This window comes from Xanthomonas sp. F4, assembly GCF_011761895.1.
In genome coordinates this window covers 1-17213 of the sequence record NZ_JAASQX010000007.1, presented here as the reverse complement: position 1 = coordinate 17213, position 17213 = coordinate 1, and the positions used below count along the sequence as shown (strand labels likewise).

11 protein-coding genes are annotated in these 17213 nt (G+C 68.8%); 6 read left to right on the top strand and 5 right to left on the bottom strand.

The window, feature by feature from the left end; genetic code table 11:
- Positions 1 to 9 precede the first annotated feature (9 nt).
- A complete protein-coding gene (gene pilB / locus FHR66_RS18075; RefSeq protein WP_160967704.1) occupies positions 10 to 1743 on the top strand; it encodes a type IV-A pilus assembly ATPase PilB in 1734 nt (577 codons plus the stop codon).
- A gap of 229 nt (positions 1744 to 1972) precedes the next feature.
- Here the strand turns inward: pilB and FHR66_RS18070 are convergent, their stop codons facing one another.
- Positions 1973 to 3361: a sigma-54-dependent transcriptional regulator gene (locus FHR66_RS18070; protein ID WP_160967705.1), complete on the bottom strand. Its 1389-nt coding sequence runs from the start codon at positions 3359 to 3361 to the stop codon at positions 1973 to 1975.
- Between the two features lie 75 nt (positions 3362 to 3436).
- Positions 3437 to 5056, bottom strand: coding sequence for a sensor histidine kinase (locus FHR66_RS18065; RefSeq protein WP_160967707.1), 1620 nt, complete (start codon positions 5054 to 5056; stop codon positions 3437 to 3439).
- Between the two features lie 390 nt (positions 5057 to 5446).
- Here FHR66_RS18065 and sucC point away from each other — a divergent pair, with 390 nt between their 5' ends.
- A complete protein-coding gene (gene sucC, locus FHR66_RS18060) occupies positions 5447 to 6616 on the top strand; it encodes an ADP-forming succinate--CoA ligase subunit beta (protein ID WP_160967709.1) in 1170 nt (389 codons plus the stop codon).
- A 22-nt stretch (positions 6617 to 6638) separates the two neighbouring features.
- On the top strand, positions 6639 to 7514 hold the full coding sequence (gene sucD, locus FHR66_RS18055; protein ID WP_160967711.1) for a succinate--CoA ligase subunit alpha: 876 nt from the start codon (positions 6639 to 6641) through the stop codon (positions 7512 to 7514).
- A gap of 175 nt (positions 7515 to 7689) precedes the next feature.
- On the opposite strand, the gene FHR66_RS18050 is transcribed toward sucD, so the two are convergent.
- The gene (locus FHR66_RS18050; protein ID WP_160967713.1) at positions 7690 to 8952 is read right to left on the bottom strand and encodes a DUF2254 domain-containing protein; all 1263 of its coding nucleotides are present in this window, start codon (positions 8950 to 8952) and stop codon (positions 7690 to 7692) included.
- Positions 8953 to 9251: 299 nt separating this feature from the next.
- Here FHR66_RS18050 and FHR66_RS18045 point away from each other — a divergent pair, with 299 nt between their 5' ends.
- Together FHR66_RS18045 and FHR66_RS18040 are read left to right on the top strand one after the other, a co-directional pair.
- Positions 9252 to 11309, top strand: coding sequence for a pyrroloquinoline quinone-dependent dehydrogenase (locus tag FHR66_RS18045; protein ID WP_160967715.1), 2058 nt, complete (start codon positions 9252 to 9254; stop codon positions 11307 to 11309).
- A 348-nt stretch (positions 11310 to 11657) separates the two neighbouring features.
- Positions 11658 to 13295, top strand: a complete 1638-nt coding sequence (locus FHR66_RS18040) for an NAD+ synthase (protein ID WP_160967717.1) — start codon at positions 11658 to 11660, stop codon at positions 13293 to 13295.
- Positions 13296 to 13469: 174 nt separating this feature from the next.
- Here FHR66_RS18040 and egtD read toward each other — a convergent pair whose 3' ends face one another.
- Both egtD and egtB read right to left on the bottom strand, forming a co-directional pair.
- Positions 13470 to 14453 (bottom strand): L-histidine N(alpha)-methyltransferase, encoded by a 984-nt coding sequence (egtD, locus tag FHR66_RS18035; RefSeq protein ID WP_160967719.1) that lies wholly within the window; start codon positions 14451 to 14453, stop codon positions 13470 to 13472.
- On the bottom strand, positions 14450 to 15739 hold the full coding sequence (egtB, locus tag FHR66_RS18030) for an ergothioneine biosynthesis protein EgtB (protein ID WP_160967720.1): 1290 nt from the start codon (positions 15737 to 15739) through the stop codon (positions 14450 to 14452). The genes egtD and egtB overlap by 4 nt, the downstream gene beginning before the upstream one ends.
- A 70-nt stretch (positions 15740 to 15809) precedes the next feature.
- Between egtB and FHR66_RS18025 the strand changes: the two genes are divergently transcribed.
- A complete protein-coding gene (locus FHR66_RS18025) occupies positions 15810 to 17018 on the top strand; it encodes an aminotransferase class V-fold PLP-dependent enzyme (RefSeq protein ID WP_160967722.1) in 1209 nt (402 codons plus the stop codon).
- Positions 17019 to 17213 lie beyond the last annotated feature (195 nt).

The window sequence follows — 17213 nt, the reverse complement described above, 5'->3', positions numbered from 1 at the left end:
GTGGGTGAGATGAATACATTGGTTTCCGCTAACTTGGTCGGCATCACCGGCATCGCCCGCCGCCTCGTGCAGGACGGTGCGCTGGAGGAAGCCGCGGCGCGGACCGCCATGGCCCAGGCGGCCGAGGCCAAGGTCCCGCTGCCGCAGTGGTTCTCCGAGAAGAAGCTGGTCACCGCCGCGCAGCTGGCCGCCGCCAATGCGGTGGAGTTCGGCATGCCGTTGATGGATGTCTCGGTCTTCGACGCCAGCCAGAATGCGATGAAGCTGGTCAGCGAGGAACTGCTGCAGAAGTATCAGGTGCTGCCGTTGTTCAAGCGCGGCAGCCGCCTGTTCGTCGGCATCAGCAACCCGACCCAGACCCGGGCGCTGGACGATATCAAGTTCCACACCAACCTGACGGTGGAGCCGATCCTGGTCGACGAGGACCAGATCCGCCGGACCCTGGAGCAGTGGCAGGCCAGCAACGACTCGCTCGGCAGCGCCTTGGGCGACGACGAGGGCATGGACAACCTCGATGTCGGCGGCGGCGACGAGGACGTGGGCAGCGGTGGCGATACCGGCATCGACGCCAAGGGCGAGGACACCCCGGTCGTCAAGTTCGTGAACAAGGTGCTGGTCGATGCGATCCGCCGTGGTGCGTCCGACATCCACTTCGAGCCCTACGAGGACGACTACCGGGTGCGCCTGCGCATCGACGGTCTGCTCAAGAGCGTGGCCAAGGCGCCGGTCAAGCTCAACCAGCGCATCGCCGCGCGCCTGAAGGTGATGGCGCAGCTGGACATCGCCGAGAAGCGGGTCCCGCAGGACGGCCGCATCAAGCTCAACCTGTCCAAGAACAAGCAGATCGACTTCCGCGTCAGCACGCTGCCGACGCTGTTCGGCGAGAAGATCGTGCTGCGTATCCTCGACGGCAGCGCGGCCAAGCTGGGCATCGACAAGCTCGGTTACGAGCCGGAGCAGCAGAAGCTGTTCCTGGATGCGATCCACAAACCGTACGGCATGGTCCTGGTCACCGGCCCTACCGGCTCGGGCAAGACGGTGTCGCTGTACACCGCGCTGGGCATCCTCAACGACGACACCCGCAACATCTCCACCGCCGAGGATCCGGTCGAAATCCGACTGCCCGGGGTCAACCAGGTGCAGCAGAACAACAAGCGCGGCATGACCTTTGCCGCGGCGCTGCGCTCGTTCCTGCGCCAGGATCCGGACATCATCATGGTCGGCGAAATCCGTGACCTGGAGACCGCCGAGATCGCGATCAAGGCCGCGCAGACCGGTCACATGGTGCTGTCCACCCTGCACACCAACGACGCGCCGCAGACCATCGCGCGCCTGATGAACATGGGCATCGCGCCCTACAACATCACCAGTTCGGTGACCCTGGTCATTGCCCAGCGCCTGGCGCGGCGCCTGTGCAACAACTGCAAGCGCCCGGTCCAGTTGCCGGAAAAGGCGCTATTGGCCGAGGGCTTCACCGAGGCGGAGATCGCCGCCGGCGTCCAGCTGTACGAAGCGGTCGGCTGCGACGAGTGCACCGAGGGCTACAAGGGCCGCACCGGCATCTATCAGGTGATGCCGATGAACGACGAGATCGCCGCGATCGTGCTGCAGGGCGGCAACGCCATGGACATCGCCAGCGCCGCGCAGAAGATCGGGGTCAAGGACCTGCGCCAGTCGGCCCTGCTCAAGGCCCGCAACGGCGTCACCAGCCTGGCCGAGATCAATCGGGTGACGAAGGACTGAGAAGCTGGGATTGGGGAATCGGGATTGGGGAATGGTAAAGCGGCTTTTCCGTCCCTATTGGTCTTCCGGTAGCCCAAGCCTTGTTCCCAGGCTTCTCGACGTTTAGCGCAGGCGGGCAATGCCGGTTGCGCCCAACGGAATCACCCCACTCAATCGGGCGAAGGACCAAGAGCAGCCAGGAGAGCGGCTCTTCCCATTCCCCAATCCCGACTCCCCATTCCCGGCCCTTCTACTCCATCCCCAGCTTCTTCAGCTTGTAGCGCAACGCGCGAAAGGTGATGCCCAGCTGCGCGGCGGTGCGGGTCTTGTTCCAGCGGTTCTCTTCCAGCGCCTTCTGGATGGCGGCGCGTTCGAGCTGTTCGATGTAGGACGGCAGCGCGGAGGAGGTCGGGTCGATGTCGACCACGCCGCGCGGTAGCGCCGGTGCAGCTTCGGCAGCGCTGCGGGCATGGTTGCCGGGCTGCGGCAGGCGCAGGTCGGCGGCGCTGATCTGGTCGTCCTCGGCCATCGCCAGGGCGCGTTCGAGGATGTTCTCCAGCTCGCGCACGTTGCCTGGGAAGGCGTAGCTGCTCAGGGCATCCAGCGCGGAGGGCGACAGCAGCGGGGTGGGGCGGCCGTGGCTCTTGGCCAGCCGCGCCAGGATCGCCGCGGCCAGTTGCGGCAGGTCGCCGCCGCGCTCGCGCAGCGGCGGCACGCGCAGTTCGATGACGTTGATGCGGTAGTACAGGTCGTGGCGGAAGCGGCCCTCGGCGACCAGGTCGGCCAGATCCTTGTGCGTGGCCGAGAGAATGCGCACGTCCACCGGCACCTCGGTGGCGGCGCCGACCGGGCGCACCGATTTCTCCTGGATCGCGCGCAGCAGCTTGACCTGCATCGGCAGCGGTAGTTCGGCGACCTCGTCGAGGAACAGGGTGCCGCCGTGCGCGGCCTGGAACAGGCCGGCCTGGTCGGCGTGGGCGCCGGTGAAGCTGCCCTTTTTGTGGCCGAAGAACTCGCTTTCCATCAGTTCGGCCGGGATCGCGCCGCAGTTCACCGGCACGAAGGGGCCGGCGGCGCGGGCGCCCTGTTCGTGGATGGTGCGCGCGACCAGCTCCTTGCCCACGCCGGATTCGCCGAGGATGTACACCGGCGCCTGGTTGCGCGCGACCTTGGCGATGGTGCTGCGCAGCGCGTCCATCGCCGCCGAGGCGCCGAGCAGGCGGCTGGCCTGTTCCGGGGCCGGCTGCGGCGGCGCGGCGCGGCTTTCGTTGTTGAGTTCCAGCGCATGCTTGACCAGGCCGCGCAGCACGTGGATGTCCACCGGCTTGCTGACGAAGTCGAAAGCGCCGGCCTTCAGTGCTTCCACCGCCAGGTCCATGCTGCCGAAGGCGGTGATCATCGCCACCGGCGTGCGTGGGTAGTGCTTGGCGATTTCGCTGACCAGCTCGATGCCGTTGCCGTCGGGCAGGCGCATGTCGGTGATGCACAGGTCGTAGGGATTGCTCGCCAGCAGTTCGCGCGCTTCGGCGAGGTTGGCGGCGGTGCTGATGCGCAGCCCCATCCGGCCCAGGGTCAGGACCAGCAACTCGCGGATGTCGCGCTCGTCGTCGACGACCAGGGCGCTTCGGGTTTCGTTCATGTGCAAAGAAGATAGCGTAGGAACCGGGGCATGTGCCAATTTACCGGCGCCGGCCGCGCGCTGGCGGAGCGATTCTCACCTGCCGCCGCTGAGCATGGTGTGCGGCCCGGGCAAGGCGACCCGGAAGCAGGCGCCGCCGGCCGGCACCGACACGTATTCCAGTCGCGCCTGGTTGGCCCGGCACAGCTCGCGGGCGATGTACAGGCCCAGTCCGGTGCCGTGCTCGGAGGTGGTGAAGAACGGCCGGAACAACTGCGCCGCCACCGCCTCGGGGATGCCGGGGCCACGGTCCATCACGTCGACGACGGCGTTGCGCTCCTGCATCGCCACGCGCAGGCGCACCCGTGCCGGCTCCTCCATCACCCGCCCGTACTTGAGCGCGTTGTGCACCAGCGCGCTGAGGATCTGGTGCAGGTGCTTGGGGTCGACCAGCGCGTGCACCGGCTGCGGGGCGAGGATCGCCTCGAGGCTGTCGGTCTCGATCGACAGGGTCTGCCGGTACTCCAGGACGAAGCGCCGCACGAACGCGCCCAGGTCCAGGTTCTCCGGATTGGAGCGCTCGCGCCGGGCCAGGCCGAGCACGCTCTCGACGATGCCGTTGGTGCGCTGGCACTGCTGGTGGATGATCTGCAGCAGGCGGCGGTCGGCATCGCCGATCGCCGGCGATTCCTCCAGCAACTGCGAGGCGTAGTTGATCGCGGCCAGCGGGTTGCGGATTTCGTGCGCCAGGCTGGCCGAGAAGCGGCCCAGCGCCGACAGGGTGAGCGACTCGGCGCGTCGCGAGACCACCGTGGCGTCGTCGAGAAACACCAGGGTCAGGTCGCCCTCGGCCAGCAACCGGGCGAAGCGCGGCTGTACCTCCGGCTGGTCCGGCGACAGCTGCAGCGGGCTTTCGTCCTGGTTCCAGCCGTTGCGCCAGCGCTGCAGGCGCCGGGCCAGTTCCGGCGCGGCGCTGAGCAGGTCGAGCCGGCCGCTGCCGCTGTTGCCGTCGGTGTCGCCGAGCAGCGCCGACGCGGCCTCGTTGGCCAGGGTCACCCGGTTCTGCGCGTCCACCACCAGCACGCCGGTGCGCATGCGGCGGATGATCAGTTCGTTGATTTCGTAGAGATTGGCGACCTCGGCGCCGCGGCGTTCGGCCAGGCGCTGGCTGGTGCGCGCGCGCTGGCCGAGGCCGTTGCAGATGTAGGCCACCGCCAGATAACTGGTGGCGAACATCGCCAGTTCGGCCAGGCTGCGGGTGTTGTCGGCGCCGTCCAGCACGCTCCACACGTACTCGGCCAGCGTCGCCGCCGAGGCGATCAGGGCAATGGCGAGGCCGCCGCGCAGGCGCAGCAGCATCGCCGCGGCGGCGACGTTGAACAGCAGCATCATCGCGATGCCGGCGCTGGCCGCGGGCAGGGCATGTGCGGCGAGTGTCGCGGCGACGATGTCGGCGACGGCGCTGAAGCCGACGATCGGTGCCAGGTGAGCCTCGTTGCGCCCCCACATCAGCAGCGCCAGCGCCACTGCCAGGTAGGCGGTGGCCAGGGTGCTGGCCAGTTGCGGGTAGCGCGGCTCGCCGACCAGCACGCTGAGCGGGCTGAATACCAGGGCGGCGATCAGCCCGGCCACCAGCACCCGGTACAACGCGAAGAAGTACAGCTCGCGGCGCGGAATGGACTCGATGCGGTCGATGAGCGAGGCGCTGGTGGGCAAGCCGGACTCCGGGCGGACAGCGGACGGCGCGAGTATAGGGGTGGCGCCGTCCACGCGGATGGCCGCTCGGGCCGGCGGCGGCCAGCCTGGGGCCGGTCACCGCGGTCGCGACGGCGCAACCGCGATCGCCGCCGTCGGCGGTCCGGCGGCCTGTCTGGACAGGCAGGGGAAGGCGGCGGGATGAGCGCGGCAGGGCGCGCGCGGCCCGGCGCCCCCCACCCGGCGCCGCCACCGCGGACCATCCCGGAGGCCGCAGCCGGGCCAGACCGCCGGTGCTTTTGCGCCGCCGCCCTGGGTCGGCGACAATAGGCGTCCCGTCCGTACCGCTCCCGGCCGCCACTCAGGGCCCGGATCGCTGCGGGACGGCCGTTCCTTTTCCCACGGTGACGCATGAATTTCCACGAATATCAGGCAAAACAACTGCTTGCCGAGTACGGCATCCCGGTCCCGGCCGGCAAGGTCGCGGCTACTGCGGAAGAAGCGGTTGAAGCCGCCAAGTCGCTTGGCGCTGGCCCTTGGATGGTCAAGGCGCAGATCCACGCAGGTGGCCGCGGCAAGGCCGGCGGCGTCAAGTTCTGCAAGACCACCGACGATGTGAAGGCCGTTGCCGAGAAGCTGCTCGGCACCAAGATGGCCACCTACCAGACCGCCGGCGTCGAGCTGCCGATCAACCTGGTGCTGGTGACCACCGCCGGCGAGATCGTCAAGGAGCTGTACCTGTCGGTGCTGGTCGACCGCGGCACCCGCACCATCAGCTACATCGCCTCCTCCGAGGGCGGCATGGAGATCGAACAGGTCGCCGCCGAGACCCCGGACAAGATCCACACGCTCAACGTCGACTTCGTCGAGGGCGTGCAGGGTTACCACGGCCGTGACATTGGCTTCAAGATGGGCCTGACCGCCAAGCAGGCCGGCCAATTCGCCAACATCATGGTCAACCTGTACCGCATCTTCAACGAGAAGGATCTGGCGCTGGTGGAGATCAATCCGCTGGCCATCCTGGACGACGGCAACCTCTACGCGCTGGACGGCAAGTTCAACAGCGATGACAACGCCAACTTCCGCCACAAGGAACTGGTCGCCATGCGCGACAAGTCCCAGGAAGACGAGACCGAAGTGACCGCTTCGGAGCTGGACATCAACTACGTCACCATGGACGGCAACATCGGCTGCATGGTCAACGGCGCCGGTCTGGCCATGGCCACCATGGACGTGATCAAGCTCAACGGCGGCGAGCCGGCGAACTTCCTCGACGTGGGCGGCGGCGCCAACAAGCAGCGCGTGATCGAGGCGTTCAAGCTGATCCTGTCCTCGGACAAGGTCGAAGGCATCTTCGTCAACATCTTCGGCGGCATCGTCCGCTGCGACATGATCGCCGAGGGCATCATCGCGGCAGTCAAGGAAGTGGGCGTCAAGGTTCCGGTCGTTGTGCGCCTGGAAGGCACCAACGTGGAAGAGGGCAAGCAGCTGCTGCGCGACAGCGGCATGGCCATCATTCCGGCTGACAACATCAACGACGGCGCCAAGAAGGTCGTTGAAGCTGTCAAGAACGCCGCCTGATCCACGACACCAAGGAACTCCAATGTCTGTTTTGATTAACAAGAACACCAAGGTGATCGTGCAGGGCTTCACCGGCCAGCAGGGCACCTTTCACGCCACCCAGATGATCGAGTACGGCACCCAGGTCGTCGGCGGCGTCACCCCGGGCAAGGGCGGCACCACCCACATCGACCTGCCGGTGTTCAACACCGTGGCCGATGCCGTGCAGAGCACCGGCGCCGATGCCTCGGTGATCTACGTGCCGCCGCCGTTCGCGGCCGATGCGATCCTGGAAGCGGCCGCCGCCGGTATCAAGGTCATCGTCTGCATCACCGAAGGCATCCCGGTGCTGGACATGCTGCGCGTCAAGAACGTGCTGACCCGCTCCTTCCCGGAGACCGTGCTGATCGGGCCGAACTGCCCCGGCGTGATCACCCCGGGCGAGTGCAAGATCGGCATCATGCCGGGCCACATCCACAAGCCGGGCAAGATCGGCATCGTCTCGCGTTCGGGCACGCTGACCTATGAAGCGGTCAAGCAGACCACGGAAGTCGGCCTGGGCCAGTCCACCTGCATCGGCATCGGCGGCGACCCGATCAACGGCCTGAACTTCGTCGACTGCCTCAAGCTGTTCAACGAGGATCCGCAGACCGAAGGCATCATCATGGTCGGCGAAATCGGCGGCGACGCCGAGGAAGCCGGTGCCGAGTACATCGCCAAGCATGTTAAGAAGCCGGTGGTCGGCTTCATCGCCGGTGCGTCGGCGCCGGCCGGCAAGCGCATGGGCCACGCCGGTGCGATCGCCTCGGGCGGCAAGGGCACGGCCGAGGGCAAGTTCGCGGCGATGGAAGCGGCCGGGGTCAAGACCGTGCGTTCGCCGGGCGACCTGGGTGCGGCGATCGCTTCGCTGATGAAGTAAGTCGCAGTGCGGCTGTGGCGCGCAGGCGCCACAGCGGCTCGCGTCGAAAGGGCCCCGCGCGAGCGGGGCCTTTTTCGTTGAGGTCGGTAGCATCCGTCCGCGTCGCCGTCGATGTGGAGGCAAGGAGGATCGCCATGTGGCCGGCCGTGGCCCGGCGCGTGCGGGAGTGAGCCCATCATGCGGCGATCCCGTTTTCGGCCAGCGCGACCGCGCGAAGTTTTTCCCTGTCCGGAGCGAATGGCATGGTGTCCAGGGCTCGTTGCAGGGCAAGCCGCGCGTGGGCCAATGCGGCCTCACGCATCGGCGGGTGGTCGCTCTGCGCGATTGCGGCGAACGCCTTCTGCAGGCGGATGCCCACTTCCAGCATGCCCGCGGCGTCGCGGGCGATCGGCTCGAACACGTCCTCGAACATGTCGTGTTCGTTCAGGGCGGCGACGCGCACGTTGTCGAAGCTCACCTCCGGTGCCTGCGCCTTGGCACGAGCGTGCTCCCAGCCGCACAGCAGGCGCACGCAAGTGGCGATCACGTCGATGCATGTGCCGGGATCGTTGATCGCCGGCGACATCGCCCTCTGCCCGATCTCGGCAAGCATGACCAGACCATAGCGCGGATCGTTCTCGATGCGCCTCGTCTCGCCCAGACTGATCGCTTCGCAGAGCCGCTCCCGAACACTGTCCTCCGCCGCGCCCTCGACCGCAAGGATGGGGCGCACCGGCGTGGCGAAAGTGCCGGGCTGGCACAGCACGTGGACGATCAGCGCGTGTTCGCGGGCCAGCGCGTCCAGGCGCGCCACGTCGATATGCTCCACGTAGCCGATGCGCGGACTGTGCAACTGTCTGGCATGCTCGGGTAGCGGCAGGCTGCATGGCGCCGCCCCCAGCAGCGGGTCTTCGGCGCGGCGGCGCATCGCATCGCGGGTGACCAGTTCCACCAGATCGATGGTCTCGCCCAGTCGACCGAAGCGGGAGAACTGTTCGATGGCCCGCAGCAGCGTCACCGTGATGACCGTAATGACCGCGATGGTGGCGCCGAACAGCACCAGCCGGCCGCCCTCGCCGTAGAGACCGGTGCTCAGCGCGATCAGCCCGACGATGGAGAACAGGAACGCCCCGATGAAGGTGGCCAGGGCGCCTTGCGCGCGAGTGTCCTCGATTAACAGCCGGGCGGCGCGTGGGGTGGCGCTGTTGGAGGCGGAGCCGTAGGCGGACACCATCGTCGATAGCGAGAACGTGGTGACCGTCAGCATGGAGGCGGCAAGGATGGCGAGGATGTTGCCGACCGAGTCGGCACCGATCCGCGTCGCCAATCCCTCGGGAATCAGGAACTTCAGGAACGCGCCGGCCAGTGCGGTGATGACGCCAAGCGCGCCATACAGCGTGGAGCGGAACCACATCCGCTTGCTGAGCTTGCCGAGGGCAAGTCTCCATCGGGTCAGCATGGTGCTGCGCTCCTGGTGGTGGGTGGTTGGGGCTGGCGTACTATCGCGCGGTAGACGCGCAGGCCGGGTCAATGCCGTCGCGTTGGGCGCGCGGAAGGCGCCGCGCATACGCCGTGGGTGGCCGCTGAGGGCGCCACCGTTCGTCCCTGCGGCCCGCCACTGGTCACCAGCATGGCCGGTTCCGTCCCCGCAGCGCTGCGCCACGGTCTGCCGGTGCCGATACTGACGCCACTTTCTTCGGCAGCAACAGGGGTGGATGCGTGATCAGGCGATGGCGGGCAGCGGTTTGCGGGGCGGGCATGGCGATGGGCATCGGTGGCATCTGCGCGGCGGCGCCGGGCGACTGGGCCAGTTATGCCGGCGCGCCCGGCGGCGGGCAGTACTCGCCGCTGACCCAGATCACCCCGGACAACATCGGCCGGCTGCGCATCGCCTGGTCGTTCCGCACCGGCGAACTCGGCGCGGGCCTGCCCGATCCGGAACGGCGGCGCTTCGAAGCCAATCCGCTGGTGCTGGGCGGGCGCATGTACCTCACCACCGGCACCGGCATCGCCTTCGCCCTGGATGCGACCAGCGGCCGCGAACTGTGGTCGTTCGACGCCAAGGTCGCGCGCGACAAGCACTACAGCGACCCGGCCTCGCGCGGGGTGAGTTTCTGGCGCGACATCCAGGCCACTGCAGGTGCGTGCCGCGAGCGCATCGTATACGGCACCCTGGATGCGCGGCTGATCGCGCTGGACGCCGCCGACGGCAAGCCCTGCGCCGGGTTCGGCAAGGACGGCACGATCGACCTGCATGCCGGGGTGGATGTGCACGATACGGCCAGCGATGCCTGGTCCAACTATGCGGTGACCTCGCCGCCGGTGGTGGCCGGCGATGTGCTGGTGGTCGGTAGCTCGATCGGCGACAACCGCGGGCATGCGCTGGAGCAGGGCGTGGTGCGCGGCTACGACGCGCGCAGCGGCCGTGAGCTGTGGCGCTGGGATCCGGTGCCGCGCGATCCGGGCAAGGCCGCCGCGGCCGGCTGGCAGCCGGAGCAGGCGGCCACGGTCGGCGGCGGCAATGCCTGGGCGCCGCTGTCGGTGGACCCGGCGCTGGGCCTGGTCTACGTGCCGACCGGCTCGGCCAGTCCCGACTACTACGGTGGCGAGCGTCTCGGCGACAACCGCGATGCCGATTCGCTGGTGGCGCTGGATTTGCACAGCGGCCGTCGGGTATGGGCGCAGCAGTTGGTGCATCACGACCTGTGGGACTACGACCAGGCCTCGCAGCCGGTGCTGACCACGGTGCAGACCGCGCAGGGGCCGCGCGCGGCGGTGCTGCAGGCGACCAAGACAGGCTTCCTGTTCGCCTTCGACCGCCGCGACGGCACGCCGCTGTTCCCGATCAGCGAGGTGCCGGTGCCGGCCTCCGACGTGCCGGGCGAACGTGCCTCGCCGACCCAGCCGATGCCCGAACCGGGTCTGCGCCTGGCGCGGCATGCGCCGCTGACCGCCGCCGATGCCTGGGGGGCGACGCCGGGCGCGCGCCGCGAATGCGCAGCGCTGATCGCCGGGCTGCGTTCGGAAGGCCTGTTCACCCCGCCCAGCGTGCGCGGCACGATCGCGCTGCCCGGCTGGGCCGGCGGCGTGAACTGGGGCGGCATCGCGGTGGATCCGCAGCGACAGCTGGCGATCATGCCGGTGTCGGACCTGCCGATGCAGGTGGCGCTGATCCCGCGCGAGCAGTTCAGCGAGGCCGAGCGCGCGCGCCATCCGGACCAGCAGTTCAACGACATGGAAGGCACGCCGTACTACATGCGCCGCGGCATGTTGGGCTCGTCACGCGGCGTTCCCTGCGTCAAGCCGCCGTGGGGACGGCTGGTGGCGGTGGACCTGCGTACGCGCAAGATCGCCTGGGAACGCCCGCTCGGCACGCTGGAAGAAAGGCTGCCGTGGCTGCCACTGGACGTGGGCACGCCGCTGCTCGGCGGCGCGGTGACCACCGCCAGCGGTCTGACCTTCATCGCCGCGGCCGCCGATTCGCGCCTGCGCGCGCTCGACAGCGCCACCGGCAAGACCCTGTGGGAGGCCAAGCTGCCGGCCGGTGGCCAGGCCACGCCCTCGGTCTATGCGGTGGGCGGCAAGCAGTACGTGGTGATCGCCGCCGGCGGGCGCGAAGGCATGGGCACGATGGGCGACTACGTGGTCGCCTATACGCTCGACGGCGACGGCAAGGAAGTGGTGTTCCAGCACGGCGTTGGCGTGCGTATGGCGGTGCTGGGCCTCGCCGCGCTCGGGCTGTGTGCGGGCTTGGTGTTGCTGTTGCGGCGTTGGCGCCGGCGGCGCCGCGCGCGCGCTGGCGCTGGCGCCCGCTGAAGCACATGGTCGTGGCTGGCCGGCGCTCAGGGATCGATGCAGTCGGGACTGAAGTCCTCCCACAGTGCGCCCAGTCAGCACACGACATGTTGCGCCTTGTGGGAGCGGCTTCAGTCGCGACGCGGCGTCTGTCAGCGGCCGGCGTCGGAGCCAGTCGGGACCGAGGGTCCTTCCAACAGTGCACCTCGGCCCAGCATGAGGTGGGCAGGCTAATCGCCGGCCCCGGTGCGGCGCTACACTGCGCATTGCTGCCGCGCGCATCTCGGTGACGCTGCTGCTGGCAGCATGCTGTGAGCGGCCGCGGCGCGACCGCCGCGCTTTTCCCCTCCCGCTTCTGCAAGGTTGTCCATGTCTTCTTCTCTTCGCCTCGCCATGGCCCAGTTCGATTTCCCGGTCGGCGCCGTCGCCCAGAACACCGACCGGATCATCGCGTTGATCGAGGAGGCGCGCGACGAGTACGGTGCCGACGTGGTGCTGTTCCCGGAGCTGGCGGTCAGCGGCTACCCGCCGGAAGACCTGCTGCTGCGGCCGGGCTTCCTGGCCGATTGCGAGCGCGCGGTGCAGCGCATCGCCGCGCAGGTGCGCGGCATCGTCGCGGTGCTCGGCTGGCCGCAGAGCGCCGGCAGCGTGGTCTACAACGCCGCCAGCGTGCTGCGCGGCGGCCGCATCGAACGCACCTACCGCAAGCGCGAACTGCCCAACTACGCGGTGTTCGACGAGCGCCGCTACTTCGATGTGGATCCGGACGGCGAGAACTGCGTGTTCGAGGTCAACGGCACGCCGGTTGGTTTGGTGATCTGCGAGGACCTGTGGTTCCCGGAGCCGCTGGCGGCGACCGTGCGGGCGGGCGCGGAACTGGTGCTGGTGCCCAATGCCTCGCCCTACGAGCGCGGCAAGCACGCGCAGCGCGATGCCTTGCTGGCCGAGCGCAGCCGCGAGAGTGGTGCGGCACTGGCCTATCTCAACGTGGTCGGCGGCCAGGATGCGCTGGTGTTCGACGGCGCCTCGGTGGTGGCCGACGGCGACGGCACCGTGCATCCGGCCGCGGCCGCGTTCACCGACCAGTGGCTGGTGGTGGAATACGACACCGCCGCGCGCCGTTTCGCGCCGCTGCGCTGGACCGACGACGGCGACGAGAGCATGGATGCGCTGGCCTGGCGCGCGGTGGTGCGCGGGTTGCAGGACTATTGCGCCAAGAATCGCTTTTCCAAGGTGTGGCTTGGCCTGTCCGGCGGCATCGATTCGGCGCTGGTGCTGGCGATGGCGGTGGACGCGCTGGGCGCGGACAACGTCACCGCGGTGCGCTTGCCGTCGCGCTACACCGCCGACCTGTCCAACGACCTGGCCGCCGATCAGTGCCGCGTCCTCGGCGTGAAGCTGGAGACGGTGGCGATCGAGCCGGCGTTCGAGGGCCTGCTGAGCGCGCTCGGCCCGCTGTTCGCCGGCACCGAGCCCGACGTCACCGAAGAGAACCTGCAGTCGCGCAGCCGTGGCGTGATCCTGATGGCGCTGGCCAACAAGTTCGGCGGCCTGCTGCTGACCACCGGCAACAAGAGCGAGTACGCGGTGGGCTACGCCACCATCTATGGCGACATGTGCGGCGGCTACGCGCCGCTGAAGGACCTGTACAAGACCGAGGTGTTCGGCCTGGCGAAATGGCGCAACACGGTCGGCGGCACGCCGGTGATCCCGCCGGCGGTGATCACGCGGCCGCCCTCGGCGGAGCTGCGCGCCAACCAGACCGACCAGGATTCGCTGCCGCCCTACGACGTGCTCGACGGCATCCTGTATCGCTACGTCGACCAGGAGGAATCGCGCGACGAGATCGTCGCCGCCGGCTACGCCGCCGAGGTGGTCGACCGGGTGGTGCGGCTGGTGCGCATCAGCGAGTGGAAGCGGCACCAGGCCGCGCCGGGGCCGAAGGTGTCGCGCCGCGCATTCGGACGCGAGCGGCGTTATCCGATCAGCAATGGGTATCAGGCCTGAGGCGGTTTTCGACCTGGCAGATAGTGTAGGAGCGGCTTCAGCCGCGACGCAGCCGATTGGAAAGCGTCGCGGCTGAAGCCGCTCCTACGAGGGATGTCGTTGACAGGAGGCTGCCGCCGCGCGCGCCGCGCTCGCTTTTGCGAATTCCCAATCCCGACTCCCCAATCCCCGCCTTCAGACCACCTGCAGCAGTCGCAACCCAAACGCATCGTCCTGCGCATTCCAGCCGTGGCTGACGCGCAGGCCGGCATCGGCGGCCATCGCCGCGAAGCTCTGGTCGGTGTACTTGTGGCTGTACTCGACCTGCATCGCCTCGCCTTCGGCGAAATCGAAGCGCTGCCCGGCCACGGTCACCTGCTGTGCGCACTGGCTGACCAGGAAGGTCTCGATGCGCTGGCGCGTTTCCGAATAGACGGCGTGATGGCGGAACTGCGCCAGGTCGAAGTCGCTGCCGATCTCGCGGTTGAGGCGGCGCAGCAGGTTCAGGGTGAACGTGGCGGTGACGCCGGCGGCATCGTTGTAGGCCGCCTCCAGCAATGCGGTGTCTTTGACCAGGTCGATGCCGATCAGCGCACAGCCGTCCGCGCCCATGGTCTGGCGCATCGAGCGCAGCAGGGCGATGCCGTCCTCGCGGGTGAAGTTGCCCAGGGTCGAGCCGGGGAAGAACACCAGGGTACGGCGCGCCCCGCGCTGCGGCGCCGGCAGCGCCACCGGCGCGGTGAAGTCGGCGCACACCGGCAGCATCTGGATGTGCGGGAAGCGCTCGGCCAGCCGCGTGGTGCTGGACATCAGCATGTCGCGGGAAATTTCGATGGGTGTGTAGGCCACCGGCATGCGCAGGCCGTCCAGCAGCAATTGGGTCTTGCGGCCGCTGCCGCTGCCCAGCTCCACCACATGCGCGCCGGTGCCCACCGCCTGCGCGATCGACGGCATCCGCGCTTCCAGCAGATCCAGCTCGGTGCGGGTCAGGTAGTACTCGGGCTGGCGGGTGATCGCCTCGAACAGGCGCGAACCCTCGGCGTCGTAGAAATACTTGGACGGCAGCTGCTTGGGGCTGCATGACAGCCCGGCGATCGCATCGGCGGTGATGTCGTCCGCTTGCGGATGCAGGTCGGTCAGGGCGGCTTCGGTCAGGGCACGGGCGGTTGCGGCATTCATGCGGAATCCTTGGCCAGGCGCACGCCGGCGAACTGCCACCGCGCATCGGAGGGGAAAAAGTTGCGGTAGCTGGCGCGGATGTGATCGTGCGGCGTGGCGCAACTGCCGCCGCGCAACACCCACTGCGCGTTCATGAACTTGCCGTTGTATTCGCCCAGCGTGCCCGACCATGGACGGAAGCCGGGGTAGGGTAGGTAGGCGCTGCCGGTCCATTCCCAGACATCGCCGAACAACTGCTGCAGGCCGGTATCGGCCGGCGCCGCCGGCTGAGGGTGCAGCGCATCGCTCTCGACGAAGTTGCCGGCGATGGCGACGCCGGTAGCGGCCTGTTCCCACTCCGCCTCGGTCGGCAGGCGCGCGCCGGCCCAGCGCGCGAAGGCGTCGGCCTCGAACAGGCTGAGATGGCACACCGGCGCATGCGGATCGCGTTCGCGCCAGCCGCCGAGGGTGAATTCGCGCACGCCATCGGCATGCCAGTACAGCGGGCGCTGCCAGTCCTCGGCGCAACGCTGCGCCCAGCCGTCGCTGAGCCACAGTCCGACCGTGCGATAGCCGCCATCGGCGATGAACTCGGCGTATTCGGCATTGCTCACCGGGCGGCTGGCCAGCGCGTGTGCCGGCACCAGCACGCGATGCCGCGGCGATTCGTTGTCGTAGGCGAAGGTCGTCTGCGCCGGCCAGGCGGCAGCCCCGATCTCGCTGATCTGTTCGTCGCGCTGCAGCCAGCGCAGCGGCGACGCCGGCGCGTGCTGTGTCGCCAGGTCCGCGCGATACGCCGGGCCCAGCGGATTGCGCCAGAACGCGTGCTTGATGTCGGTGAGCAGCAGCTCCTGGTGTTGCTGTTCGTGCTGCAGGCCCAGTTCCAGGATCTGCAGCGTCTGCGGCGCCAGGGTGCCGGCCTGCAACTGCGCCAGCACGCGGGTATCGATCTCGCTGCGATAGTCCAGCACCTGCGCCAGCGATGGCCGCGACAGCAGGCCGCGATGCGGCCGCGCATGCGCCGGGCCGATGCTCTGGTAGTAGCTGTTGAACAGATAGTCCCACTGCGGATCGTGCGCGCGGTACGCCGGATCGGCGCCGAGCACGAAACGCTCGAAGAACCAGGTGGTGTGCGCCAGATGCCATTTGGTCGGGCTGGCGTCATCCATGCTCTGCACCATCGCGTCTTCTTCGCTCAACGGCGCGGCGAGCTGACGGCTGCGCGCACGCACGCGACGCAGGCGGTCCGCCAGTGTCGCGACGGATGCGATGGGCGAGGGCGGTGACGCCGGAGAGATCGCTTGCATCGATGCAGTCTTAGCGCTACGGCGTGAACGGACCGTCACGCGTCGCGGACCACGGCGTTACCCTAGACACATGTCTACGACCGCCTCGCGCCATGCTGCCAGTCCGGCTTCTGCGGAAGAGCTGGTCGACCTCGATGCCGCGGCGGATGCGTTCGCGCTGCCGGCCGGCGTGCGCTACCTGGACACCGCCAGCAAGGGCCCGCGGCTGCACCGGGCCCTGGCCGCAGGGCAGGCGGCGCTGGCCGATTCGATGGCGCCGTGGACGCTGTCCTTCGATGCCTGGCGCGCGCAGATCGAAGACCTGCGCACGCTGGCCGCGGCCACGGTGTTCTCGGGCGACAGCGAGGGCGTGGCGATGGTGCCGTCGGCCGCGTACGGCCTGGCCATTGCGGCGCGACAGGTGCCGCTGGCGCCCGGCGATGCGGTACTGCTGCTCGATGGCCAGTTCCCATCGAATTTGCTGGCGTGGCAGCAACGCTGCGCCGAGAGCGGCGCATCCCTGGCGGTGGTGCGGCGCGCGCCTGGGAAGGACTGGACCGCAGCGGTGCTGGCGACGCTGGACGCCCAGCCGCGCGTCCGCGTGGCGACCCTGCCCAACGCCTACTGGCGCGACGGCAGCCTGCTGGATCTGGACCGGATCGCGCCGCGTGTGCATGCGGCCGGCGCGATGCTGGTGCTGGACCTGAGCCAGAGCCTGGGCGTGCTGCCGGTGCGGCTGGATGCCTGGCGGCCGGATTTCGTGGTCTCGGTCGGGCACAAATGGCTGCTCGGACCGATGGGACTGGCGTGGCTGTGGGCCTCGCCGCACTGGCGCGCGCATGGCGTTCCGTTCGAGCAGCACTGGCAGGCGCGCGATCCGGGCGGCGACTGGCAGTTTCCGGCCGAAGCGCCGCCGCCGTACCACAGCGGCGCGCGTCGCTTCGATGCCGGCGGTGTCGCCGATCCGCTGCGTCTGGCGATGGCCAGTGCCGCGCTGCAGCAGGTACAGCAGTGGCAGCCGGCGCGCATCGCGCAGCGGCTCGCCGACCTTGGCGGGGCCTTCGACGCGGAATTGCAGGCGCTGGGCGCGGGCGACTGGACCGTGCCCGGGCACGCGCCGCACCTGTACGCGCTGCGTCCACCGGCGTCGGCGATGCCGGCGCTGCTGCCCTGGTTGCAGCAGGCGCACGTCATCTGCACGCATCGCCATGGTGCCCTGCGCATCGCGCCGTACCTGCAGCTGACGCCGGAGGCGATGCGTGGCCTGGCGCAGGAGATGGTGGCTGCGGCGCGTGCTTGAACGCACGTGCGTGCGTTCGTTGTCTATCTTCAGTTTCGATGGGGAAGGCAGTCGATTACCGGTCTGCATCGTCGATCCTGTTGGGTGCATGGCTTCGTTGGTCGCGGCTGAAGCCGCTCCTTGTATCTGGACCTGGCGCCCCTAAACAGGCGTCATGTCTTCCGACTGATCATCGGAGGAGGTGTGGGAAGTCCA

Excerpts from the sequence above, each read along its gene's own strand:
- pilB (WP_160967704.1), top strand. The coding sequence starts at position 10 with ATGAATACATTGGTTTCCGCTAACTTGGTCGGCATCACCGGCATCGCC.
- FHR66_RS18070 (WP_160967705.1), bottom strand. The coding sequence starts at position 3,361 with ATGAACGAAACCCGAAGCGCCCTGGTCGTCGACGACGAGCGCGACATC.
- sucC (WP_160967709.1), top strand. The coding sequence starts at position 5,447 with ATGAATTTCCACGAATATCAGGCAAAACAACTGCTTGCCGAGTACGGC.
- sucD (WP_160967711.1), top strand. The coding sequence starts at position 6,639 with ATGTCTGTTTTGATTAACAAGAACACCAAGGTGATCGTGCAGGGCTTC.
- FHR66_RS18050 (WP_160967713.1), bottom strand. The coding sequence starts at position 8,952 with ATGCTGACCCGATGGAGACTTGCCCTCGGCAAGCTCAGCAAGCGGATG.
- FHR66_RS18045 (WP_160967715.1), top strand. The coding sequence starts at position 9,252 with ATGGCGATGGGCATCGGTGGCATCTGCGCGGCGGCGCCGGGCGACTGG.
- FHR66_RS18040 (WP_160967717.1), top strand. The coding sequence starts at position 11,658 with ATGTCTTCTTCTCTTCGCCTCGCCATGGCCCAGTTCGATTTCCCGGTC.
- egtD (WP_160967719.1), bottom strand. The coding sequence starts at position 14,453 with ATGAATGCCGCAACCGCCCGTGCCCTGACCGAAGCCGCCCTGACCGAC.
- egtB (WP_160967720.1), bottom strand. The coding sequence starts at position 15,739 with ATGCAAGCGATCTCTCCGGCGTCACCGCCCTCGCCCATCGCATCCGTC.
- FHR66_RS18025 (WP_160967722.1), top strand. The coding sequence starts at position 15,810 with ATGTCTACGACCGCCTCGCGCCATGCTGCCAGTCCGGCTTCTGCGGAA.